General features: G+C 54.5%; 19 protein-coding genes and 1 pseudogene. 6 read left to right on the top strand and 14 right to left on the bottom strand.

The genetic code is table 11. From position 1 onward, the window contains the following. The 4 genes from FJ146_06355 to FJ146_06340 form a co-directional block, all read left to right on the top strand. The coding region (locus tag FJ146_06355) for a phosphate acetyltransferase (protein ID MBM4251574.1) at positions 1-970 on the top strand (970 nt) is incomplete at its 5' end. Between the two features lie 98 nt (positions 971-1,068). Then, on the top strand, positions 1,069-1,947 hold the full coding sequence (locus FJ146_06350; GenBank protein MBM4251573.1) for a hypothetical protein: 879 nt from the start codon (positions 1,069-1,071) through the stop codon (positions 1,945-1,947). Then, positions 1,944-3,323 carry a 3-oxoacyl-ACP reductase gene (locus FJ146_06345; protein ID MBM4251572.1) on the top strand — a complete coding sequence of 460 codons (1,380 nt, stop codon included), beginning with the start codon at positions 1,944-1,946 and terminating at the stop codon, positions 3,321-3,323. The genes FJ146_06350 and FJ146_06345 overlap by 4 nt, the downstream gene beginning before the upstream one ends. A 24-nt stretch (positions 3,324-3,347) precedes the next feature. Beyond that, entirely contained in the window at positions 3,348-4,685 is a 1,338-nt protein-coding gene (locus FJ146_06340; GenBank protein ID MBM4251571.1) for a hypothetical protein, read from the top strand. Here FJ146_06340 and FJ146_06335 read toward each other — a convergent pair. The 13 genes and pseudogenes from FJ146_06335 to FJ146_06275 form a co-directional block, all read right to left on the bottom strand. Then, positions 4,591-5,547 carry an amino acid ABC transporter substrate-binding protein gene (locus FJ146_06335; GenBank protein ID MBM4251570.1) on the bottom strand — a complete coding sequence of 319 codons (957 nt, stop codon included), beginning with the start codon at positions 5,545-5,547 and terminating at the stop codon, positions 4,591-4,593. The genes FJ146_06340 and FJ146_06335 overlap by 95 nt on opposite strands. Before the next feature lie 27 nt (positions 5,548-5,574). Next, positions 5,575-5,823: pseudogene (locus tag FJ146_06330) on the bottom strand (dicarboxylate/amino acid:cation symporter). Between the two features lie 559 nt (positions 5,824-6,382). Next, a complete protein-coding gene (locus FJ146_06325) occupies positions 6,383-7,753 on the bottom strand; it encodes a TldD/PmbA family protein (protein ID MBM4251569.1) in 1,371 nt (456 codons plus the stop codon). Continuing rightward, positions 7,750-9,141, bottom strand: a complete 1,392-nt coding sequence (locus FJ146_06320) for a TldD/PmbA family protein (protein ID MBM4251568.1) — start codon at positions 9,139-9,141, stop codon at positions 7,750-7,752. The genes FJ146_06325 and FJ146_06320 overlap by 4 nt, the downstream gene beginning before the upstream one ends. A gap of 112 nt (positions 9,142-9,253) precedes the next feature. Further along, on the bottom strand, positions 9,254-10,798 hold the full coding sequence (locus FJ146_06315; protein ID MBM4251567.1) for a hypothetical protein: 1,545 nt from the start codon (positions 10,796-10,798) through the stop codon (positions 9,254-9,256). 17 nt (positions 10,799-10,815) lie between these two features. Next, on the bottom strand, positions 10,816-11,511 hold the full coding sequence (locus FJ146_06310) for a hypothetical protein (GenBank protein ID MBM4251566.1): 696 nt from the start codon (positions 11,509-11,511) through the stop codon (positions 10,816-10,818). A gap of 20 nt (positions 11,512-11,531) precedes the next feature. After that, a complete protein-coding gene (locus FJ146_06305; GenBank protein ID MBM4251565.1) occupies positions 11,532-13,337 on the bottom strand; it encodes a hypothetical protein in 1,806 nt (601 codons plus the stop codon). Continuing rightward, a complete protein-coding gene (locus FJ146_06300) occupies positions 13,334-14,239 on the bottom strand; it encodes a hypothetical protein (protein MBM4251564.1) in 906 nt (301 codons plus the stop codon). The genes FJ146_06305 and FJ146_06300 overlap by 4 nt, the downstream gene beginning before the upstream one ends. 404 nt (positions 14,240-14,643) lie before the next feature. Further along, on the bottom strand, positions 14,644-16,164 hold the full coding sequence (locus FJ146_06295; GenBank protein ID MBM4251563.1) for a S1 family peptidase: 1,521 nt from the start codon (positions 16,162-16,164) through the stop codon (positions 14,644-14,646). 148 nt (positions 16,165-16,312) lie between these two features. Continuing rightward, positions 16,313-18,586 (bottom strand): hypothetical protein, encoded by a 2,274-nt coding sequence (locus FJ146_06290; GenBank protein ID MBM4251562.1) that lies wholly within the window; start codon positions 18,584-18,586, stop codon positions 16,313-16,315. Positions 18,587-18,595: 9 nt separating this feature from the next. Continuing rightward, positions 18,596-19,051, bottom strand: coding sequence for a hypothetical protein (locus tag FJ146_06285; protein ID MBM4251561.1), 456 nt, complete (start codon positions 19,049-19,051; stop codon positions 18,596-18,598). 220 nt (positions 19,052-19,271) lie between these two features. Further along, positions 19,272-19,880, bottom strand: a complete 609-nt coding sequence (locus FJ146_06280; GenBank protein ID MBM4251560.1) for a hypothetical protein — start codon at positions 19,878-19,880, stop codon at positions 19,272-19,274. A 36-nt stretch (positions 19,881-19,916) separates the two neighbouring features. Continuing rightward, positions 19,917-20,825 carry a GGDEF domain-containing protein gene (locus FJ146_06275; protein ID MBM4251559.1) on the bottom strand — a complete coding sequence of 303 codons (909 nt, stop codon included), beginning with the start codon at positions 20,823-20,825 and terminating at the stop codon, positions 19,917-19,919. 251 nt (positions 20,826-21,076) lie between these two features. Between FJ146_06275 and FJ146_06270 the strand changes: the two genes are divergently transcribed. Both FJ146_06270 and FJ146_06265 read left to right on the top strand, forming a co-directional pair. After that, positions 21,077-22,417 carry a UDP-glucose/GDP-mannose dehydrogenase family protein gene (locus tag FJ146_06270; protein ID MBM4251558.1) on the top strand — a complete coding sequence of 447 codons (1,341 nt, stop codon included), beginning with the start codon at positions 21,077-21,079 and terminating at the stop codon, positions 22,415-22,417. Between the two features lie 57 nt (positions 22,418-22,474). Continuing rightward, positions 22,475-23,452, top strand: a complete 978-nt coding sequence (locus FJ146_06265; protein ID MBM4251557.1) for an ROK family protein — start codon at positions 22,475-22,477, stop codon at positions 23,450-23,452. Here the strand turns inward: FJ146_06265 and FJ146_06260 are convergent. Next, positions 23,449-24,399 (bottom strand): triacylglycerol lipase, encoded by a 951-nt coding sequence (locus FJ146_06260; GenBank protein ID MBM4251556.1) that lies wholly within the window; start codon positions 24,397-24,399, stop codon positions 23,449-23,451. The two genes, FJ146_06265 and FJ146_06260, sit on opposite strands and share 4 nt — an antisense overlap. Positions 24,400-24,487 lie beyond the last annotated feature (88 nt).

Here is a 24,487-nt window from a genome sequence, read left to right as displayed (position 1 = left end):
GACTAGTTTTTTGCCCTTTAAAGACCGTCTTAAGAATGAGTGCCGTCTAGTACCGGGTCGTCTGGGGCTCACCGACAGCGCCGATCCCAGGGCACTAAGTGTTGCATTACAGCTACTTAGCGAAGGTACGGTCGCCTCAGTCAGCCTCTACACGGCCAAGTCCGACACCCTTGAGCTGGCCCGAGATCATGGCATCGATCTGGAACGGGTATCCACAGGCCTGGTCTGGGCAGCACCGACGGGGACCCAACTCGGCAGCGCCGCGCGGCAGCAGCTGGCGGCGACCCACCTGGTTTCAGGCCAACTCGACGCCGTCCTGGGCGGCAATCAGGCTACCACCGCGGAAGTCATCCGCGCTGGAATCAAGACTGTCGGCCTGGCCACCGGGATCAAAACGGTAAGCGGCTCCTTCATCATGCACCGTCCAGCTGGCGCTTTGGGCGCCCTCAGCTCTGAGGCCACCTATCTTTTTGCCGACTGCGGCGTCGTCATCTCTCCAACCACCGAGCAGCTCATCGATATCGCCGCTGCATCGGTCCAGACGTGGCAAGAGCTCCAGCCGGATGTGCCTGCGCGCGTGGCTTTCCTGTCTTTCTCCACCAAGGGGTCAGCCCACCATGCGGCACAGGCCACCGTAGCAGCCGCGGCTCAGGGATTCCGCGCCGCTTATCCTAGTATCATTAGTGACGGTGAGCTGCAGTTTGACGCAGCCTTTGACGTCGCCATCGCCGCCCGTAAGGCCCCAGGCAGCCCGGTCGCAGGGCAAGCCAACTGCTTCATCTTCCCTGACCTCAATGCTGGCAATATCGGCTACAAGCTAGCCCAGCGGCTCGGTGGCTTCGAAGCCTATGGTCCGATCCTCCAAGGACTGAGACTGCCGATGAACGACCTCTCCCGCGGTGCAACCGTCGATGACATGCTAAACAGCGCCTATATAGCCCTAAGTCGCAGTAAGAGAACCGCACCCTAAGCCACGAATGACGATCCCGTATAATTTTCCTGACAAGCGCCGATGCAGCCGTTATGATGCTGCCAAACAATGTTTGATCGACCTGTTACGGGCTCTTTGTGATGAATCTTCTGATGATGAATCCACTCAACTATGTTCGTGCAGCCCTGACTTTCCGTGGCGGATTAGCTGCGGATGCCACTATTCCGCGCATCGAGACTAAAATACCGCCGCAAATTGTCTCCGAGCGCACACTGAACGCATTGTGCCGGCTGACACGTTACCCTAGCGCCGGGTATCTGCCCATCACGTTTCCGTTTATTTATGCCTTTCCAACGCACTTGGCAAATATGCTTGATCCCCGCTTTCCCTTCTCGCTGATGGGTACCGTGCACGTGCGTACGGAGATTCATCAAATCCGACCGATCAGCGCAGGCGCGGCGATCGCTGCCACTTGCTCGATCGAGGGGCATCGCGACACTGACAAGGGTGCTGAATTTGATCTTTGCACCGACATTTCCGTGGGCGATGAATGCGTCTGGCGCGGTAGGGCCACCATGCTGCGTCGCAGCTCACATCATCTAGACCATGGTCTGCCCACTCATGCGGCGCGACCGCCACTTGATGGTGTGGGTGCTCATAGCGAGCAGTGGCGCCTCGAGAGCGGCCTCTCCCGCAAATTTGCCCTGACAACCGGCGACATCAATCCCATACATTTGACTGCTCTCACCGCACGAGTCTTTGGTTTCAAGGGAGCCATCGTCCATGGATCGTGGGTAGAGATGAGGCTAGCCGGCACTGAGCCTGACTTGTGTCACGAGTCAAATATCGCCTTTGAATGTACATTTAAACAGCCGATCACATTGCCGGCGACTGTAGTCTACAGACGGTGGCCCAGTCTAAAAAGAGCCGGCCAAGTCGAACTTAGGCTCCTGAACCGAACTGCAGATAAACCGCACGCCATAGCCACCATTGGGCCAAAGGAGATCACTGCATGAGCGATCTACTACTTGAAGTCAGCCGCCGGCCTTTTGCCAGACGTCTGGTAAAGCAACTTAAATTACCGCTGCCGCTGCCAGAATCATTGGAACGCGCGACCGCACCGTGGTCAGAGCAAGAACTCAGTGGCCACCACAGCGCTATTGGGGGCACCAGGAACTCAAAGCTCATGAATTTTCTGAGCGAGCTGGTGGGTGGAGCTGGCGCTGAATTAGCCCCAAGCCTTATTAGTAGCCCTAAGCTAAACTCCATAGTTTTTGACATGAGTCAGGCTACGAGCATTGACGATCTCGGGTCGCTCTATGATTTTATGCGGCCCCGTCTAAGCCTGATTGCCAGCAACTGCCATATCGTCATCCTCGGGTGCGCCACAGATGCGACCACAACGCCCGAGGCTGCGGCAGTCTCAAGTGCGTTGACCGGTTTCGTCAAGAGCTTGGGCAAGGAGATTGGGCGCCGCGGTGCCACGGTGCAAGTCTTACAGATTGGCAAATGCGGCGATACGCCAGAGGCCCTGCGTGGGCCACTTATGTTCTTCCTGTCCAAGCGCAGTGCCTTCATCTCCGGTCAATGCCTCCGCGTAGGGGCTGCCGCCGGCGCTGAGGTGGCGCCCTTCACTCAGTCCTTGCTCGGCAAAGTTGCCCTCGTCACCGGCGCCGCTCAAGGTATTGGCGCTGCCATTGCGCGCCGCTTAGCCGAAGAGGGGGCCACCGTGATCGGTCACGACCGCCCAGCGGCACGCGACAATTTGCAGGCCCTCATGACAGAAATTAAGGGCTCTAGCCTGACGGTCGACCTCCTTGAGCCCGCCGCCGTGAGTACCATTGTTAACTATCTTCAAGCGCATCATTCTACGATCGATATCTTGGTCAATAATGCTGGCATCACGCGCGATAAAACCCTGGCACGCATGCCACGTGACTGGTGGGATGACGCCGTCCGGATCAACTTGCTAGCTCCTCTAAAGCTGAGCGAGGCGATTCTCGCCGCAAGATCCGACAACAATCAGATGCTCATGCCTAACGGTGGTCGTATTATTTCTATGGCATCCATCGGCGGAATTGCCGGTAATGCTGGTCAAACCAACTACGCCGCCGCCAAAGCGGGACTCATCGGCGGTGTTAAAGGACTAGCCAAAGTGGCCGCAAGCCGCGAAATTACCGTCAACGCGCTAGCTCCTGGATTCATCGAGACGCGGATGACAGCGGCCATGCCAACTGCCATCAGAGAGGTTGCGCGTCGCTTTAACGCTCTTAACCAAGGTGGCTTGCCGCTTGACGTTGCGGAGGCCGTGGTGTTTTTCAGTACCCCTGGAGCAAGTGGAATTTCTGGCGAAGTTTTGCGAGTGTGCGGCCAAAATTTGATTGGGGCCTAAGGCGTACTAAAACTTAGGAACCCCGTGACACTCAGCTTTCGCTATATTTTGCGTCTCTGGCTTCCGCTCACGGCGACATGGCTACTCATGGCCGTGTCGTATCAAATCGTGGCGACTATGGTCGCCACTTTACCGGACCCCAAGATAAACCTAGCTGCATTTGGCATTGCCTCAGCCATCGGTCTGATTGTCGAGGCTCCCATCGTCATGATGACCAATGCCACTTCCGCTCTTTGCCATGACCAGCAGCGCTACCGTCTTTTGTTTCGCAACAATTTGATCCTCAATTTACTTGTGACTGTGATCATGGCAGTCCTGTCCTATCCGCGTCTTTTCGATTGGTTGGCCGAAAGCATCATGGGTATCGAGACCACTGTCGCCTGGACAGCCCGTTCCGCTCTCGTATGGCTAGTGCCCTGGCCGGCAGCGATAGGCATGAGGCGTTTTTATCAAGGTATTGCGCTCAGCTCTGGCGCAGCGCGCCAAATCACCATAAGTGGCACTGCCAGGGTGCTAGCCACAGGAATTGCTTGCCTAGGCACTGCTAAGTCTGGATTTTTCAGCGGTGCTGAAGTCGGCTGTGCTGGTCTCACGGCTGGGGTTGTCGCCGAATGGTTGGCGGTTCGCTTTATGGCGCGGAAGCACATAAGGCAAGTGGCGCACCGCCAAAGCTCGGGCGAACCATTGAGTCAGAGAGCTTTTTGGAAGTTTTACTACCCACTCATTATCACCGCTTTTATTTCGTTAGGCACTGAGCCCATCGTGACCTTTTTCCTCGGTCGCTCCGTCGCAAGTGTGGACTCATTGGCCGTACTGCCCGTCATTGGCACGTTCATCTTCGTCTTTGCTTCATTTAGCCTTGCCTTACAGGATGCCACCGTTGCTCTCCTTGGAGCTGGTGCAGCGGCTCATGGAAAGGTCGGCAGATTCACCCTTGGCATAACGGCGGTCCTCGCATTCCTGATTGGGGCGCTAGCATACACACCGTTCGTGGATATTTGGTTGACCGCAGTTGCGGGGCTTACGACGGAGCTAGCAGCATTTGCACGCGTGCCGCTGCGTATTGCAGCACCGATTCCGGTCATATCCATGTTATTTTGCTATTTGGTCGCAGCAAATATTCACCGGCATCGAACCAAACGAGTCACATTAGCTAGTATCGCAGAAGGACTCACCATAGTAGCGACGGCGTGGCTGGGCCTCATCACGACAGAGCAACCAGGTGCCTTGATTATGACTACAGCGCTACTTCTCGGCCGCCTTGTGTCTACAGGGTATCTCGCTTGGCAATATCAAGCTGATACCAGAACGCAGGCTCATCTCGAGGTGCATCAGGTGGGTCAGCGGAGTTGCCGAGAGTGATGACCTGACGACTACTGATAGCCGTCTCTTTGATGATCGCCCTCATGCCATAAATACTCTCAAGCAAGCGACTACGCGAGCCATCGCCAATCGCCCGGCGTAGCCCTTGGGTCAAGCGATCTCGCAATTCTGGACGTGCCGGATTGACAAAAAAGTAGTCGGTACTAGGGTACTGCAAAAGCAAACTTGGTTCGACTACGATGCCGTACTGGGGGCGTCTGGCGACTTCCTTGACTACTTCAAATATGGCTAAAGGAATGTAATCGATGCGACCTCTTTCTAACATACGAAATAACGACTCGTAATCGTCGTTGGTTGTTACAGGTAAACTGTTTTCATTCAGAACATCAGCCACCTGCCAGTCATGCACCACTCCGGCTGTCAAGTTGCGGAGGTCATCTAATGACTTGACGCCGCTGAATTTAGCCTCCTGACCCTTTTTAATAACTAAAAGACGAACTCCATGCAGACCCATCAGCACTGGTATTTTTATCGGCTGATGTCTTTCTTCGAGGTCGGTTGAAGAAACGTTACCAACGATATCCAATTTATTGTTTCGCAACTCAGTGAACTTGCGCGAGTGAGACATAAAAGGCACCGCGTCAAAGTCACAAGGACCTCGCTCTGCATCGAGTTTACTAGTCGCAAGTTTCGCTAATTGATCATAGTAGGTGTACCGATAGTCGTCGGTCGGTATTCTCAATGCGCGAATCGTGCAATTTCCAAGACCAGTGAGGGCTGCAGCTACTGGCCTTGGCGGTTCGGAGCGCGTACCAGCATCCATTGTCGGCTCCACTTGGGGCTTACACGCCAATGCCCCAAGAAGTTGCGTGAAGATGAAGGTGCGAGAAAGGTGCATCATGATTCGTAACCGCTAGCTTCGTTAAAATTACGGGCTGCCTGGCTGTGTGCCACCTAGCCCCCCAAAGAGACCACCTAGGAGCGAACCAAAGCCGCCACCACCACCGAGTAAAGAGCCCAAGCCACCACCACCTGCACCACCAAGGAGAGAGCCTAGTCCGCCGAGGCCACCTGCTCCACCACCACCGAGGCCACCGAGGCCACCTGCTCCACCACCACCGAGGCCACCGAGCCCACCTGCACCTGAGCCTAAGCCACCACCGCCAAGTCCACCGCCAATTGTAGGAGGCACCTGGGCTGTGGTTGGTGGTAGGGTCGTCGTCGTGGGATTTGGTGCACCTGGATTACCTTTAGGCAGCGCATTCGTCTTGGGTGCCGCGACGTCCGGGTCACACTGGTCAGTATCCCAACTATCGTCGTCAGTGCTATTCAATGCGAGGCTGTACGTATCGCCATCAAGCCCGCAGGCATCGAGATCCGCATCGTCTTCGTCACCAGCTTCATCATCGTCACCGTCGATCAGTCGCGACGGCTTCGCTGCTTGCCTGGACCCCTTCGAAGACGCCGATTCGGTCGAACAGGCGAGAGTCACAGCACCACAAGCTATCAGAGCTAATAAATGGTGTTTTACTTGAACGATCATCCTGGACCCCTCTAGTTGTTTATCCTTCAAATCCTGAGGACACATCAGCAATGCGCTTCAGCGTCTCTTCATGAGGGTGTCGGATGATAGGTGCAGGAACTTGAGTGAAAAGTAAAAATCATTTGATTACCCCGCCTTTTCAACGATGTAACCAAATGATTTCCCCTGTCTAATGACGCTGCGAACGACTCTACTACTCGCCAGTTACCGAGACTCCGTCAACCAGCACGTAGGGACTGACAAATCCACCGCTGACGATTTCGACTTCTTTACTAACGGCTAAGACAGCATCAGCGATGGCAAAAAAGTTACCTGCAATCATAGTTTCCGTCACACTGCCGCGATCGTCGCCATGTTGGAAAAGGCGGCTACTTTTTGCCACACCGCTGAAGTCACCTTTTATGGGATCCGAGTTGCCGGAAAACCGGTCCACCACGAGAAGTTGATCGTGCTCCTTCAGGATAGTGGCAAGAGCTTTGTCACCCGCGCTCAGAGACAGTGCAAAAGGTCCACCTGCCGTCCCCGTAGTGCTCGCATGACAGCGCTTTGCACTATAACAATCGTGCAGGTGCCGCGTGAGTACACCCCTCTCTACAATACTTTGACTCCGGGTGGGCACCCCGTCGCTATCAAAGGCAGTCGCCCCGGAAAACCGAACGTCATGAGGCAGATCCGTCAGTGTGAATAGGGACGACGCCACCTTGCTGCCGACCGATTTATCCCACCGACTCTTGCCGTCCATGACCTGCCTACCACCAGCATGGTAGAGCATCATACCTAGTAAGAGCTCTTGAACTGCACGTGGACTGAGCAGCACCGCGCCACGATAACTTGGGCACCTGACTGGATTGAAGAGTCCAAGGACCCGTTTTACAAAGCGATCAGCATCGGTGAGACTGCGCTGCAAGATGGCATCAGCAGTAAAGGAAAAATTCCCGTCGTAGTCAAAGCCCGTGACTTCGTCACCCGACCGCCCCATACCCATAAATGACCAACTAGCCATCGTTTGACGCTCCGCCTGCGTCATACCCGTGGTGCTAGCGAGGGCATGAAACGAAACGTTTACGGCCATTTCGTAGCGCTCTAAGGCCAGCCTCGGATCAGCGCCTAGACGCCCTAGGGTCTCCTGCATATCAGCCGTCATCGCGGCGAGGTCGAGATGAGCGAGTTTGTCCTCAAACAGGAAGTCAAGAGCCTTGGCCTTTGGTGCCTCAGCCTTACTGGCAAACACTAAATCTGGGTCTGGAACCGAATACTTGGCCAGCGCCAGAGCACTCTCTACTGCGTGTTTAATGCTCTCCTCATTGGTGATATTGACTGAGGCTGAGCCCTTTTTTTGATCCTTGTGGACGACGATGCCAATACTGCGAGAGGCTAGACTGTTGGCCAGAGTAAACTCTTTGTTATCTACGACCAGGCGCTTCTCAAATGACGCGCCGGTGCTAATCTTTGCAGCATCCGCGCCTAACTTCTTGGCTGTAGATAAGCCAAATTCAGCTAGCCGCTCTAAACTGCTTGCTACCTGGGTCAAATCCAAATCATTGACTTCATGTTTAGCGCTCATTTCTGCTCCCCTCCGACCGTAATCTTGCAGCGTACGTAAGGACCGCCGGCATCAACTTTGGCAGCTTGACCCTTGCCGCAGTAACCGGTACCCAAATCCCAGAGGAACTCCTCACTCACCGCATCGACCGTTTTCAGCACATCAAAGGCGATACCCGAAAGGGTTGCCTCGCGAAGCAGCTCGGTCTTTTTGCCGCCTTTGATGCGGTAAACATAACCTGTGCCAAACATAAATTCGCCGTTGGCATCGGCCTGCCCTGAACCCGCACCTTCAACCAAGTAGCCATCGTCAATGCCAGCGATCATATCCGCTAGGCGGCTAGTGCCGGGCATGAGGTACGTATTGCGCATGCGGATTAGTGGCTCATCGTTAAATAACCAGGCCCGCGCATTGCCGGTCGGCGCCACACCAAATTCAGCTGCTGTCTCACGATTATGCAGGTATGACTTAAGCATGCCCTTTTCGATGATGACGGTGTTTTCCGTCTCCACGCCCTCGTCATCAAATGGCAGGTTGCCTACCGCATATCCGGCTATGGTTTCGCGGCCGCTATCAGCCATGGTGACCAGATCCGAAGCGACGCGCTGACCGATCTTACCTTGGGCAACAGATCCGGCCTTCACAAAGTCTGCCTCAACCGTGTGCCCGATCGCCTCGTGACAGAGGAGACCTACCACCGCAGGGGACAGGATCACCGTCTTCTGGCCACCCTCAGGGTACTTGGCACTGAGGAGATCGACCGCGGTTTTAGCCGTCGCATCGACTGCATCCATAAGGGATGGGTGCGCTAAAAGGCAATTCCAGCCGCCACTAACACCTGCGCCACGTTGTCCGGTGGCCCGCTCCCCATCTTTTTCGGCGATCGCCGTGAGCGACAGTTCTGGCTGCGCCAGCCTGAGGGAGCAAGCCGCACCGTCGGAAGTTACAATAGCCTTCTCTTCAATAATCTCATTGTAGCGACAACGTGCCGTATGCATCTTGTGCGAGGCTTGCGCCAATTTGCGCTCCAGACCAACTATCTGCCCCAACTTGTCAGCAAGCGGCATCGCTATCAGCTCATCATATCCAGGTCCAGTGAACGCGGCCGTGCTCAGGCGTCCACGCGCCAGGTGCAGCTCACCCTTAGCTCTAGCCTTAGCAAGGGCCATGGCGTTTTCCTGAGCCTGCTTCATGGCGCGCTTAATCGCCGCTTCGCTAATGTCAGCGGTAGCAGCAAAACCCCAGGCATTGCCAACCAGAGCGCGCACACCTACACCCTCAGTAATGGAGTGATTAGCGACGTCGACCCGGCCTTTTTGCGCCATAAAAGAGTTCGAGATTCGTTTATGATAGCGCAACTCAACAAAGCCACTTTGGCCTTTAACTAGTTGCTGCAGCAAGTCCTTCATAGCACCCTCCTCAAGCTAGCAGGTACGACCCTACCCCGAAAAGTTCGAGATACGATCATACCGCTGCTGTGAGTAAAGGCCTAGAAGTCTTAAGGCCGCAACCGAGTTGCAGCTAAATAATCTTAGCTGCCGGACTTGCCAGAGTCACTGCTGGGGTCTGGCCTATCGCCTTGCCGACCGCGTCGACAATGCCAGCTTCGATGCTCCCTACACGCCCCATTGGGCCAACACCCAGCTGCTGCGCTGCCTCTCCCGTAAAGGTAGGCGCCTGTCCCGGGCCTTCGGCGTACATGTTCCGGGCGTTATCGGCAATCAGCAGAGTCTGCTGCGGCACTTTGGCAAACGGGCTCGCATCACCCGAACCTTTGATTATAAAGGTGAGTGTCGAAACATGCTGGTTGTCGTTTACCCAGTCCTGGCTGCGGTTACTGCAGGTGCTTAGGTGCACGATGGCATCCTTCTCTGCAGCAAAAGCAGATTGCGCGATGTAATAAACACCGGCAAGTGCCTGAGCTGTTTCGGTCAGCATGTTGCCGGTCGCACCGTTGGGAGCTCTCATTGCATCGGTAGCATGGAAGTCAAAGGAGTTCATCCCAACGCTACCCAGATTTGCTAGCCCTGCCTGGAAGAGATTGGCGAACATCCGCATACCCGCAAGCCCCTCGATCCGACGCTGACCGTAGGTGCCAAAGGTGGCATCAGCCATCGTCGAGAACTGACGCAGGCTCGCCACTTGCGCCTTGAGTTTTTCGTAGGCGTCCAGCATCTGCCCACGCACCGCTTTTACGGTCGCAGACCCAGTGAGGTCGTCAAATATTTCGACCGGGTTGGAGGCTTTTTCGCGCGGCATATAATTGCCTGGAATCTCGATCGAGTTAACAAACTGAGCGACCCTTCGCCCCGGAATCTGCACCGCACCCGCGCCGTCAAATCCTGAGGTGCCGAGCACGACAGCACCGACGGGGCTATAGTTAGCGAATGCCTGTTGCACGACGTATTCTAAGTTACCCACACCTGGAATCACAGCGTTGCGATGCACGCCTTGACTACCGGGCATCCCGACACCAGCTAAGAGTGAGATCTTTGCGATCTTACCGGCGTCGAGCGCAGGCGCATTAGCCGCGTCAGGCGCGATCGCCGTGGTCCCGTTGATTTTGCCCGTTGTCAAAATATCGAAGGCCCACTTGTTAAGCCGGTCCAGAGGCGCAGGAGCTTTTGTTGCCATCGCTCCTGCAAGGTTCATGGGGTTTGCGCCAGCGCTCACACTGCCAGCGCCAAATTGGTTGTACTGGGCCCCGTAGTCCATCAGATAGAGCTCATTACGGATGTCATGCGAGGTCGCGTAAAACACGTGAAACACTGCCGGCTTATCGTTGCCCGCTGCCATCGCTTGGCTCAGTGTTAAAAGCGACGGACCGCCACGCAGGGCATCATTGATGACGTCAATGGCATTAAACGGTGTCATTCCCGCATGATTCAAACTGTCACGAACGAAGTTTCCGACGTGACCGATGCCCTGATGCTTTAGAAAACTGTAAGCACCGTAGCCGAGTCCACCTAGCATGGCGTTGCGCAGAAAGGCACGACGCTGCATGTTTAGTAGCTGCTGCTCCCCAGCGCGGCTATCGACTTGATTTTTGTTTTCATTCTTTTTCATAACCCGCCCCCAAATGCTCACAATTTAGAATTTGCAGCAAATGCCGCTGAACCTATCATCGTCGCGATCGCCTCGCGGGCCTCTTTGCTCCCCTTAGCACACTGCGTCTGCAAATGATTCACCGCCGCCGTTAATGCCGCTGGTTCAAACTGACCCAGACAGTTGCCAGCAAGGCGTGTTGCCGCTTCAACCGTCCCGCATAAAGTCATCGGTTCCGGTATCCCGTGCGTATAAACATCAGCCACTTCCGCCAAGGCCGATAGATAATCGGGATTTAGCGTGTTAGCTAACGTGGTCGTCCGCGCTGCCGATTCCGGATCCCACAGACGCGACTTGTTGGCTTCGATAATGTTAGTACCGATAAGCCCGCACTTATCACGCCCTAGAATGACTTTTTGATCATTCTTGAGTGGCGGTTTCTCGCTCGCCTGCTTACCGGGACAAAGCTCGGTGAACATGTCCGCTGTCACCGTGCCCAAGCCAGCACCCAGGCACTGATCTGCTACGCCTTTCAGCTGTAAGTAATTCTTCACCGTAAATGCTGCGCCCCCAAGGACCCCGACATCCCCATCTTTCTGCGCCGTCACTTCGTCACGCCGAAATGCTGAGGCACTACTCTGTTTTCCGACTTTCGAACCCAAACCTGATGTCCCCCCTCCCGCACATGCCACTAGGAGCAGCATGGGTAACACGATCAATGCTTTCTTTTTCACGACGAAACCTCCCCATACGACTAATTTTCACTAGCAGTCGCGCAGGCAAATGTCTGTGTGTTAAAGAATGCTTCGAACACAGGCAGTAACTTCCCCTCCCCTTTGGTATAAGCGCTGGCTACAGCAGCGACGATTTCTTGGTTAGTGGTTCCCATATTAAACAGCACGGACGGCAAGTACCGTGACAGTCCGTTGACCAGAATTTTCCCGTCACCAATTAGATGCTTGGTAAGATCTCCGACGTTACTGACGTCAGCTAGTTTTTTGCCAGAACGGTCGTTCAGACATTGGGGCTCGAGAGTATCGTTCTCACCATAGAGTTGCGACAACGTCGCGGCTGTCACCTGGGTGACTGCTGCATCAGCGTCCTGACCGTTCACTACACCCTCGGCAGACGCCATCTGCACTGCTGCGCGATAAGGGTTGGCCATATTGTTGGTGTTGAATGCAGTAGTGGCTGGGAACATTAACCCATACTGGTCAAATGGCCGGAACACATAAGACGCCAGGTGTAAGCCTTTGTAGAGGTGACAGCCTTGACAGATGGCTCCACTCTTAGGCACGGCGGTTGCCCCTCGCGGCGCTTTATTACTGTTGAGGTTCTTCGGATTTTCGGCCACCATGCGGCCGTCTTTGGTGGTAATGCAATCGGGTACGGGATCAGGCTTCACGCCTTTTGGACCATTGGTCTGCGCCATCAGAAGTTGGCCAGCGATCACACCGAAGATATTACCACCGCGCCGATAATTGTTATTAGTCTCGAGAAAACTCGACGATGCTGAATTTAGGAACGATACGGTACCGAAAAAGTTGCCGCGTTTCGGCGAAAGATCACACTCGGCCCAGGTGTTGGCGGCCGTATTGGTGCAGGCAACCCCTTTGCCCGGGCTGCGCGCACTATCGAAATTGTAAAGCTTCGCAGTGTTAGGAGTCACCTGCACTTTGGGCATCAAGAGGATGTCTTTGTAAGAGGTAGTCTCAATATACTTGAGAAGCGTCTGGTAAAATTCTTGCTTAAGATCCTGAACTGTTGCTGCGTTTATCTCAAACCCAGCCGCCGGATTTGCAGTCAGTGACCCGGCGTTGCTGACTTGCTCCGCGAAGAGTTTGAGCCCGTATTTATAAAATTCTTGTTTAAGCGCTGCATCCTGAATGAGAGCCGCTATTTGCGCCCGCCGCTCGTCGGTAATGGGCTGATCACGCTCAGTCGCAGGAAGGTATTGGTCTAACTCTTCGATTCGTGGTGGCCGTCCAAAGGCACGATTAAAGAATCTAAAGACAAAGTCACGCCCCTTAGTGACCTGACTACACTCGTAAGTCAAATTGATCGCAATGGTACTCCCAAACTGTGCGGCACCACCGTAAACTGCTTCGGCACCAGCGACAGCGGAGGGCAAATTGATACGCATCCATTCAAGAAACAGCCCAAGCTCCGCCCGTTTCTCGTCGGGAATAGACGGAGGCATCGGGGTCGGCTGCTGTCCAGCAGGAGTATCGTTGTAGCGGTTGACCATAGTTTGGTACATAACGCCGTTGGTATCCATTTTCATAATCGCAGTTGCCGACAAATCTTTGGCCTCGGGCATCTCCCAGGTGATCGCCATAGGTGCGCCAGGCGCATGGCATCCAGCACATTGCTCGGTTAGGAAAGCCATAGCCTCGTCTTCGGTCATCTCGCGTTGCGTCTTTTTGGTCCCGGGACCACCTGGTTGTTTTTTTGTGATCTTTGGCGCGCTCACTTTTGGCTTGGTATCTGAGCACGCCAGGGATCCGCTCAGTGAGCAAGCACAAAGAATTACGATCAGGTGTCTCAGTAGCGATCTCATTTGGCCACCTCGCCCTGAGCGGTTGTAGTAGCCGCGTCTGCCTGCGCCGCTGGTTTACTCGATGCGGCGACTACCAGCGTTGCGAGACTTCCGGACTCCATAAGTCCGATGATGGGGTCGCTGGGCTGTTTTTCCGTCTCGGATTTAAAATAGAGTGAAACGAACTCAAATTCACCTTGAGCGCTGTTAACGGAGAAGCTCTTCTCGCCCCAAGAAGCTCCATTGAATAACATGAGCTTTTTTGCGGTTGCGAGCCAAATGGCCTTGTCAGGCTCGGCTTCGTTCATCGGGCCTGCGCCGAGTATGGGTTCGTCGTCACCTATCTTGCGTGACAACTTGATACGTTGGCGGCCTAGTTTATCGCCTTGCCACGTGAAGACTAACAAGTGGGTTTTGGAACAGAGGTAAAGTTGCGTCTCAGAAGCGGCTAACGGCACAAGAGCGTTCACATCTGTCACCAGGTCCTTGATGTCCGCCTTGCTAATCGTTACCTGCGTGCCACCGAAGGCGTTTTTATTCCGGCCTACAGTCCCTGCCGCTGCGGCAAATTCCCACACGTATTTCTTGGATACCGTAAAAAGATAACTGTTGGGATCGCGCACCGGCATCAGTGGTTGTAGCTTAGTTACCGTTCCAGTTTCGGTATCGATCTCAAAGGCGAAGCCCTTCTTGGTCGATGCAACGACGCGCGTCGCGCTGTTACGCCCGACAGCAATGATAGAATCTCCCTCGTCCTTAGTCACCTGACCGGACAGGGGCGCACCTTGTTCTAAACTTAACGCTGCGAGTGAGGACGCTGACCGCGTAGGTTTGTATAGTGGCTTACTAGTCGAGCAACCGAGCACTAGGTCAGATGTCGTCGCCACAGCGAGGATCAGCAGTTTGTGAGTCGAGGTTGCCACTTACAGTCACTCCGTTAGGAACTGTGTTTCCCTCTACGTCATCAGCTATCGGTGACAGCCAGGGAAAACTTGAGCCAACCTCTAAAAAATATTTTAATTGCCGGAACTTTTTGCGTTTTTCTCAAACATGAGACGGCAAATCGCAGCTCCTCTAGTCGACCACACAGGTCGCCCCACCACCACCTAGACCTAACCGCACCACTCTTCTGGGGTCCGCTGCCTGCGGATCCCCCAGGGGCAATCGCTTCACTTCTCTAGATGGGGTACCTCTGTATCGGTTCGAGCTAATCAAAACTTGAGCTATTTTATAAAAAAACGTAAAACATCATTATTTACGGGCAGTTAAAACAACCAAATGGAACGCCAAAAAACTATCTACCATTCAGTTTCCCAGTCGATTTCCCTCAGTCATCGTCGCTCTGACGCCGTGCGCCCGGTTGACCCTGTGTGCCTGCACCGTTTGCCGTAGTGTCTGGTGCAGGCACGCGACAGGTGCTGCCATCTGGCCCACCGATACCAGCTTGCTGACCAAGCCCCTGCCCGTTATTGGAGCCGTTTGTGCAGAACGGAAAGTCTTCCCACTTAAGAACCGATCGCTGTTTGATAAAGGGCTTACTCCAGCTGGAATTGACGCTGGTATAAATGGAGTAACTGGATTTCTCTGCGGGAAGGCCGTTATGACCGCCTCCCATTGCCGCCACACCAATGATTTCTGGTCGACCGTCGTCCCTAATGCGAATGAGGGGACCACCGGAATCACCGGGAGCCGCGAGGCTTTGCTTGCCGGGTGGTGCGATAGAACTACGCGCCGTGCCGAGCCCGGTGAGCGAAATGACACCCTGCTGCTCGACACTGTCGAAGATCACGTTAGAACCACACCTTAAATTGCCGGCGGGCTCATCGGACGTTATGCTCTGAGATACTTTGCCGTATCCAGCAACCGTTACGGCGGTAAAACTTTGTGGAGGTACGGACGCTATGTCCATATATCCACGTGCAGTGCCACGCGGAAATGCAACGACTGAAATGTCAGCTGAGGAACCTACCGGCTGAGGCACAGGCTTCGGTGGGTTAGCAGCACTCCCCGGGGCTGTCGCATTACGTAAGACGATTCCACCAGCTCGATACCCTTTTGGATGTAGGGTATTCCAATCCTTCCCGTTCTCAGTACAGTGAGCTGCCGTCAGCATATAGTCAAACTGTGCGTCACCTCTGAAAAACGTGCCTGTACAGATCTTTTGTGATTTAGTTACGGGGTCGAAATAATCTAGCCGACTAACAGCCGACATGTCGGTCATCTTTTTACACTCTTCTTCACCCACACTATTGGTTGCCAGCCCAAGCCCAACTTGATTCCCATGTTTGATCGCAAGAGACATCGCCGCTAATGCAGCAATGTTGGCTTTGTTGAACCCAGTTTCTGCGAGTTCCAAGGTGTCGGCTGGTCTGTCTTCCTGTTTTGACTTTGATTTTGATGGGTCAATCTTAATCTTGGCGAATACCCCGGAGCGTTGTTTAAATGCGCCAGTCAATTTAGCAAATACTTCGCGCGTGATATGCTGACCGGGTGCCGTCGCAAGCTCAAATTTTTCTACCGCAAAATCCCCCCAACTTTTGTAACGGGTGGCGAGGCGGGTAAAAAATGGCGCCGCTGCCTGCAGTTGAGTGCGCACGCCACTGATGGTCTGCCCCCCAAATACAAAAGGTTCATCAGAGGATTGACTGAGTAGAGACTGGTAAAACTCCGGTACTGAAATACTCTTTAATTGATTCAATCGCGAGCGTGTGATCGGTTTAGTTAACTCAAGCTCAACAGCACTGCTGTTGTCGTCGCTAATCGATGCGAGTAAAGCAGAATTACTACTTGCGCCGCAGCCATAGATGATCTGAACGACAACCAGGACTGCTATCTTAGCCATAGCCATGGTATTCCTGCTGAAAAATAGTTAATGGTCGCCGGTCGCGGTGCGATTTTCATGCCAAAAATTTCTTCTCGTAAACCCACGACACATCTAGACACGCGACGCGCGAGCCGTATAAGTTTCAGACACGCTGTCCTAGATCTTTACGTTTTCATGATGCCGGTAGGGCACCGTAAAATGCTGCTCTACGGGCATGTTCCTCTAGTAGTGGTCTGAGCGGTACCCGCGCTGCTTGCGAGGCCTTTTCGTAGGCCACCTTTGCCTCGGCGTAAGCGCCCCTGGCCATTAATTTCTCGGCTAAAACACGGTACCATTCCTGTGCAAACGTTGCCGGCAGCGATGCATCCGGCGCCGTGCTACCCAGATATTGCTTTAATTGCTCGACGGCTATGTCGGCAGCTCGTGGACTACGGAGCTTCAAATACGTAAGAATCCACGGCTCACCCTCGCCAGCGGCGGGCAGGGTTTTGCGCCACCCCGCTAGGTACCGTCGCCACTCCAGCGGCGTCGTTACCTGGGGTGTTTGTTCTATCTTCAAACGCGCATGGATCTCGCGGGTCAGGCTATCGCCCAAGAACTTGCGCTGACTCTCTCCCTGAAGGCTCTTTAGTAGCAGGATCGTTCCTGCCCTATCACCCAGGATAGCAGCAAGGTCGGCCTCGAGAATGCCGAGTTCAATATCTTCGATGGCCTCGGCTGGTTGCTTGCGTGAAGCTGCGATACTGTCGCGCAGATCCTTGATAGCGCCAAGTTTTGGTACGCGTTCTGTTGCAAGATGCATAGCCTCATTGCGCCAAGCTCTGACGCGTGGTTCTCGATCCTGCGGATTTAGTTGTGTAAGCCAGGCCTCATAGGCGACATCAGGATCCCAACCCAGCGGCTGCCGCATGCGCACGTAGACGCTTTGGTCACGGGGACGAAGTAAATCTGCCTTACTGTGGGGACACAGAGAATTGAGAATCCCGGGGCTTCGATAAAGAGCCTCGCTATACATAGCATAGGTAGCCTTATCGAAGTTGGCTTGAATCTGCTTTTTCCAAGACTCAATCAAATCAACCTTAGCTGTTCCCAGGGCCTTATCAAAGTCATCACCGCCGTAGAGAGACTTCACTACTTCAATGCCCCGCGTCTTACTGATAAAGTCAATCAGAGATCCAGCCACGGTGTAGGCTCGATCACCGCTCAGAGTCCAAAAATACGGCGAAAATAATGCCTCGACCGATGGCAGCCGCCCAGATGCTAGCAAGGCTGCAGCGCCATCATCAAGACTCACCTGGCGCTGTGATGGCGCAAGGGCCACAGCTAAACCCTCAGTCAGAGCCATATTAGGGTGAAAACCAAGGCCGCGGAACGCGATGCGCGAGGTGACAGCATGCACCAACTCGTGACGCAGGGTTGGATGTGGCCACCTATCACTTGTGATGTGAATTGCCGGCATCCTCACGTCGGTTACGTCGGTTGCACCACCGCCAAATAATAGTTTTTTAGTGTCGTCATCTGCATACACATAGATCTGGATCTCGGGAACTTCTGCGGGTTGAAGTCCCAGCGTTTTCGTCAGTTCGCTTAGATGAAACTCAGCATCACGTGCCAATCGTTTGGCTGCACTGGCTTGGTCACGCGCCTGGTCGCCCTCACCTTTTTGGTAGTGCAACACATACCCAGGTCCGGAGATAGTCTCAGATAGAACTCGCTCGAGTCCATCCTTGGTATTTTGCGTGCTAGGGTACGTTGATGCCTGATAACCAACGAGAAGCAAACTTGCGAGCGTCAGTGCTTGGCATATTAAATTGACGAGGCGTCGTTTCATCAGGGCCAGTTCAAGGAGGAGGATCGCTGCGATCAGGAACGCCACCTGCTTCAGCACCATACCTGCATCGACAGCAATAAAAGAGTCGTACACTGGTCCGTGCCAAAAACCAGTGAGCAATTGCTGCAGTCTTTTCGGCGGGCCATACCAGAGGGTAGCACCGGCCTGCACGACGAGAAGAAGATAACCAAGGATCCAGGCCCCCAACACTGCCAAGCGACGGAATCCTCGACTTCTCAGCGTCAGAATGCCGTACATCAATGCGTGAGCGAGCACCCATGCTGGGTACCACAAAAAAGTCAGCCAAAAGGCTAGGCCCGAGCTACTGCAGAGACAGCGGTTCCACCAATAAAGTACGGCAACGAATGCAGTACCAATTAGGGGACTGAGAACCAAAGTCCAGAAGAAATCAAACGTCACCGCGGGTGCATAGCGCCCGTCTTCATAGGGCAGAAACCGTAACGGCATCATTAAGCCCAAGAGCGGCAACAAGATCAGCGCCAGGTAACTACTGATCAGGACGTACTCGTACTCGAAATTGCGGGCTACGGGCAATACAAGCGGCAGCGCCGCCTGCAGGAAATAGGCAGTAATCAGTGCGAGGTAGCGCCCCAAGAAGTAACCTCACTCAAACGACTGGAAGAAGCTCCACTGGCGGGAGCCCGTATGGCACAGCGCCAAGACATCGTGGCGTGCCTCTTTCAAAGCGTCTGCCAGAACAGCCGCATCGCGGGTAAAGCTATGCGTCATGAGGCCACGGTAAAGACGCGCTAAATGCAATTCTACCGCATGGAGCAACGTCGTCACGCGGCGCGTGAACGAGCACTCACCAGGCGCGCAAAGCTGCCCATTGGCGTCCTCGAGAGCCACGTAATCGGAAAATGCGTCGACCAGATGGTCGTCACCGAAAATCTTGCTCACGCGCTCAATCTGACCAAGTTTGGTCGTGATCTGCTCGGCCGTCTCACCTTTGTAGACGCTGACACGGTAGTAAGCTACCTGACAACGCACCTCGTCAATCCGCTCATGTGTGAGCTCGATTAACTCTAGAAGAATATCAGTGGCACGGTACTGCAGCATACCTACGGGCTCCCTAGCAATTGGGTGCTGGCATGAAGAATCGGACTGATGTGCGAGTCGGTACTTACTAGTTTATCAGGAATGGTATGCCACGTGTCAAATCCTTGGCCCATAAGGGTTCTAGGGATTTCCACTCAGCCCGGGTAAATCCTCAATCCTTCTTTGCGATTGCGTCATTTTTGCCGACGGAAGTGTCGCCAAAATAGTGGCAGAGCGTCGGTCACCAAACGAGGTTTAGTTGCGCTTCTGCATTCGCAATCATCAATTTTACAGGCGTCTTGACGACCATTTGGTCGGAATTTGCATTGATCGAAGGAGTGTCAAATATGACAAGAAATTCGCCGCTCCATTCCGTCAGGTGCGAGAAGAATGGGCGCCATCTCTCCTTGTCACGAATCCGCTTGATGACGACAGGTTTGACAGGTCCTTGCTCCGTCTCCATCATGACTGACCACAGGTGGGTATCAGCAAGATCATTGCGATCAAACCAAATCCCTGGCACCTCGACGCTGACAAAGAACGCAGCCCGATCTTTGGCCTCGTCAAACTGTACCTCGCCACGTTTAAACACCCGGTTGAGGCGGTCAGCAAAAGCCGCCCTGAACTCAGGGGAAAGATAGGTGGCGTGGACGATCGCTACGGTTTCAAAATCTTTATAAATCGTACGCTCACGCGTCGATTTTTTCAGAGCATCCTGGTACACCGCGTCGTCCTTGACTGACGGGGTGATGGTCACATCTGATTCAACCGAAGACAGGCAAGCTGGCAGCGTCAAGAGACTTACCACCAACGTTAAAGCCCTTACCAAGCGCGGCCTCACCAGAACCATGACTTACTCCAAGCTTTGGCGACGACGCTCGTAGAGTTAGGTCGTCACACGATTACGTCCGGTCTGTTTTGATGTGTACAGTTTCTTGTCAGCGATTTCGAGGAATTCTTTGGTCGTAGCGACCGGTGGCCTGAGCTGGGCCACACCGATGGAGATAGTTTGCCGATGATTGACGCGTTGCTGTGCACCATCTTTTTCAAATTCGACCATAAACTCAAAAGTCTCATGCTTGTGCCTAATTCTCTCGGCTAGCTCCGTAGCAGTGCGTGCATCAGTGTTAGGGAGTATGATAACAAACTCCTCGCCACCAAAACGTCCGAGTATATCGTCCTTACGCACTGCCGTACGCACTAATGCTGCACTTTCACGCAGAATATAGTCACCAGCATTGTGGCCGTAGTTATCATTAACCGGTTTAAAGTGATCGAGATCGTAATAAATGATCGAAAGATCGCGGCCGTACGTCCGGCTGAACTTGATCTCAGCCTCGAGTGCATCCAGCAGATATTGTTTATTGAAGATCTGCGTCCCAGCATCGATGGTCGCCATGCGGTAGATTTTGTCGTGCATCACGCTGTCAACATTGTCATGAGCAAAGAACTTTAGGAGCACGGTCCCGAGCCGAATGATGTCGCCGTCCTTAAGCTGGCTCTGACCGTCGGTGCGCACGTCATTAACGAAGGTACCGTTGGAGCTACCCATATCTTCGACAACGACGTTGTCACCGATAACTACAAGTCTGGCATGCTGACGGGAAACACTGGCTTCGTTGATGATGATCTGGACGCTCGGGGACCGGCCAATGACGTTGACCGGCTCGCTCAGTGGATACCGTTTGCCGAGCTTAGCGCCACTGTACTGCACGACGCAGGCGTTCTTGCGCTTAGCACCTTGGAGAATCGTCAGATTCGGGTTCTCGGCAATGATGGTTTTTTCTTCTGACATAATTCCCTATTGCCCGATAAATGGCGGTGGGCGGTCGTTCAGGCAGCACCCCTGGCATTGGGGCCGCATTAGGCTCGTGTGGATGCAGCGATACCTTCATTGTAGCATTCGCAGTCTGGGGGGAGCAACGAAGCGGGAGGCATGATACCCGAGCAAAGAGGTGTTTCTACTTGTTCTTCCTAGACTAGATCGCTAAATTTGCCTCCTCAAAGATTAAGCGCCGCCGGTTAGCGGCAAGATAGGAGCTCGCAATGCAAATCACCGTCATCGGTAGTGGCTACGTCGGACTTGTGACCGGTGTTTGCCTGGCAGAAGTCGGACACACGGTCGTCTGCGTGGATGCCAATGCCGACAAGGTCGCCAAACTCAAGAAGGGCGAGCCGCCAATCTACGAACCAGGGCTAGACAACCTCCTCAAGCGTAATATCGAGCACGAGCGTCTGAGCTTTACAACCGATCTGGCAGCGGCCCTTAAGGGTAGCTCCTGTGCCTTTATCGCCGTCGGTACCCCCCAGGGCGAGGACGGGTCAGCCGACCTCCAGTATGTCAAAGCGGTGGCGCAGAGCATCGGCCGCCTGGCGGACGGCGATCTCCTGGTCGTCGTTAAGTCTACGGTACCTGTAGGAACCTGCGATATTGTTGAGAATATTCTGCGCGCCGAGCTAGCGGCACGGCAGAGCAAACTAAGCCTCACGGTGGCGTCCAATCCCGAGTTTCTGAAGGAAGGTACAGCGATCGACGACTTCATGAAGCCCGACCGCATCATCGTCGGCGTCGATGACGAGGCGGCGACTGAGGTCTTCCGCGAAATGTACCGCCCCTTCATCCTGGATGACCCAGGCCGGCTATTCGTGATGGATCGTCGCTCTTCTGAGCTGACCAAGTACGGTGCCAACGCCATGCTGGCGACACGGATCAGCTTCATGAACGAGCTGTCCCGCCTGTGTGAGGCCGTCGGGGCTGATATCGACCATGTACGGCGCGGCATGGGTGCCGACCCCCGGATCGGCCGCAAGTTCCTCTATGCGGGACCAGGCTACGGCGGATCCTGTTTCCCCAAAGATGTGGCGGCATTAGTCCGTACAGCGATCGAGAATCAGATAGAACTCAAAGTCCTGACGGCCGTGACCGCCGCCAATGAGCAGCAGAAGAACTGGGTGGCAGGTAAGGTTAAAAAACACTTCGGCTCGCTCGAGGGCAAGCGGGTGGCGCTGTGGGGCCTTGCTTTCAAACCAGGCACCGACGATGTCCGTGACTCTCCAGCTAAGACGATTGCCAAGTTCCTGATCGGGAGCGGTGCCAGCGTCGTCGGTCATGACCCCGAGGGTCTGGCCAATTTCAAATTTGAGATGGGTGAGCTGGCAGGCCTGACCTACGCCAACTCCGCCTACGACGCTCTGCGCGGTGCAGACGCTGTCGTACTGGTCACCGAATGGAGCGAGTACAAGCGCCCCAATTGGGATAAGGCCAAGGGCCTCATGCGCAATTTAGCCGTATTCGATCTCCGCAACCAATACAGCCAGCGGGTCCTTGAGGACCTCGGCTTTTACTACGAGAGCGTGGGGCGGGCTGCAAGTCGCACCGCACGCTAAACTCTAAACAACCGTCCGGGTACCCTGGTGCCCGGAGGCTGGTAGGAGGTAAAGCACATGATTTTAGCCATCGATATTGGTGGAACCAAGGTTGCCATGGGGAGTTACGACTGCCAGGGCGACCAGTTACGCGAGACTCATCTCAGTCGTCATCACACTGAGGCCGCAGCTAGCCTCCTACACATGATCGAGGCCCACTTTGGTGGACGCATCCCGCCGCTGCGAGGGATCGCGATAGGTGTCGCCGGTCCGGTTCATGGCCGCTATGTGAGCCTCACCAACGTTGCCTGGTCGATTGACGCCGATGCCATAGCAGCGGCAGTCAAGGCACCAGTGCACCTACTGAATGACCTGCAGGCCCTGGGTTATGCGGTCCCTCACCTACCCGATACCCATCTAATCACCATTCAGCAGGGCGAGCCTGGACCAGGGCCCCGCGTGCTGATCGCTGCCGGCACTGGCCTGGGTGAGGCCGTCTTGGTGCCGCAGGGCCCAAGGTACACGGTGCTGCCGTCCGAGGGCGGTCACGCGACCTTTGCTCCAGTGACCCAACGCGATCTTGAGCTGGCGCGCTTTCTCCAGCAGCGCTACCAGGGTCATGTGAGCTGGGAGCGCGTCGTGTCGGGGCAATGTGGGTTTCGCAACATGTTTGACTACATGCGTGAGCGAGGTGACCCCGTGTCACCAGCCCTTTTAGACGCAGTTGGTGATCGCCTAGACATCGGCGCAGCCATCATTTCTGCTGCCGATCGTGGTGAATCTATCGCCCAGAATTTGCTCAAGTGGTTTGCTGAGCTGTACGGGGCTGAGGCCGGCAATATGGCGCTCAAGCTGCTGGCGACCGGTGGAGTTTATATTGGTGGCGGCATTGCGCCACGCATCCTGCCCTACCTGAGCGGTGGCGATTTTGTCGCCGGTTTCCGCGCTAAGGGGCGGTTTCTCGAGATACTCGACGCCATGCCCATCAAGGTGATCACGGAGGCGCATGCACCGCTGCTGGGAGCGGCGCACTTCGCCGCGAGCAACTCACCTTAGTAGCCGCGAGCGGCTAAGTCTTCGACGATATCTTGGTAGAACTTCTTATGGTCGAAGCCCTCAGGGGCGCGACCTAGGAGTTGGCCAATTTCGTCTAAGTGATCACCCGGGACCACACCGCGATCAACGCCGTGCAAGGCGCTGGTCGCCGACACGAGACCGTCGTTGGGTCCTTGGGTCTTCTCGATGAAGCGATGCGCCACGGCGACGATCGGATCGAAGATGTCAGGCTTGAAGCGATGGCGGAAACTAGCGGCTCCACTCCACGATTGGTAGTAAACCCGAGAATCATCCGGACACATGTCGGCAAAGATCTCGTTCACAAACTTGGTCGAGAGGTTGTAGAGAGCACCGTTCAAATCGACCGGTCCGACATCAGCCAAGTTCATCTCGTGTTTGATTAGGTGATTGGTGCCGCGCAGAATCGAGTTAGCTGCTACCTTCACCTCGTTGCCTGCGTCAACGACTCCAAGCAGAGCATCCGCAATCAACGATCCGCCATGTGGTGTTGCGATGGACGTTAGAGATGCTACTCGATCACCGTAGCCCATGACGGAGATCAAGTAACGCCCGTCTAAGCCACCCATAGAATGGGCAATCAGGTTTACTTTCTCTGCACCTGTCTCGGCCAAAATCTTATCGATCTGTGGTGCCAGTTGATTGGTGCGCGTCTCGACCGTATGAATCGGTGTCACCTGCGTTGCATAGACTTTGTAGCCAAGTTTGCGCAGATGCTTTGGAACCTGGTAGAAATAGTCGATATGAAATACTTGCTGCCAACCGAAGAACCCATGCAGCAAAACAACTGGGTATTTAGTCAGTAGTTGCTCGTCGCCCTTCGCTTTCGAGCGCTGACCCGCAACGTGATTTGGTGATTCCCGACCACACCCGAAGCTAAAGACTGCGCATAGAATCAGCCAACGCATGCATGTAGAAGCTACCCGCATTCCGTCACTCCTCTGCCTATCGCCGAGTAAAGATACCTTTAAGATTAAGCGTTTTTACCCCTTCTCGGCAACACTTCTCATACAGTGA

Source organism: Deltaproteobacteria bacterium, from assembly GCA_016874735.1.
In the GTDB taxonomy this organism is placed as follows: domain Bacteria; phylum Bdellovibrionota_B; class Oligoflexia; order Oligoflexales; family CAIYRB01; genus CAIYRB01.
The sequence above is the reverse complement of the archived record's forward strand: the minus strand, read 5'-3'. Positions and strand labels throughout refer to the sequence as shown.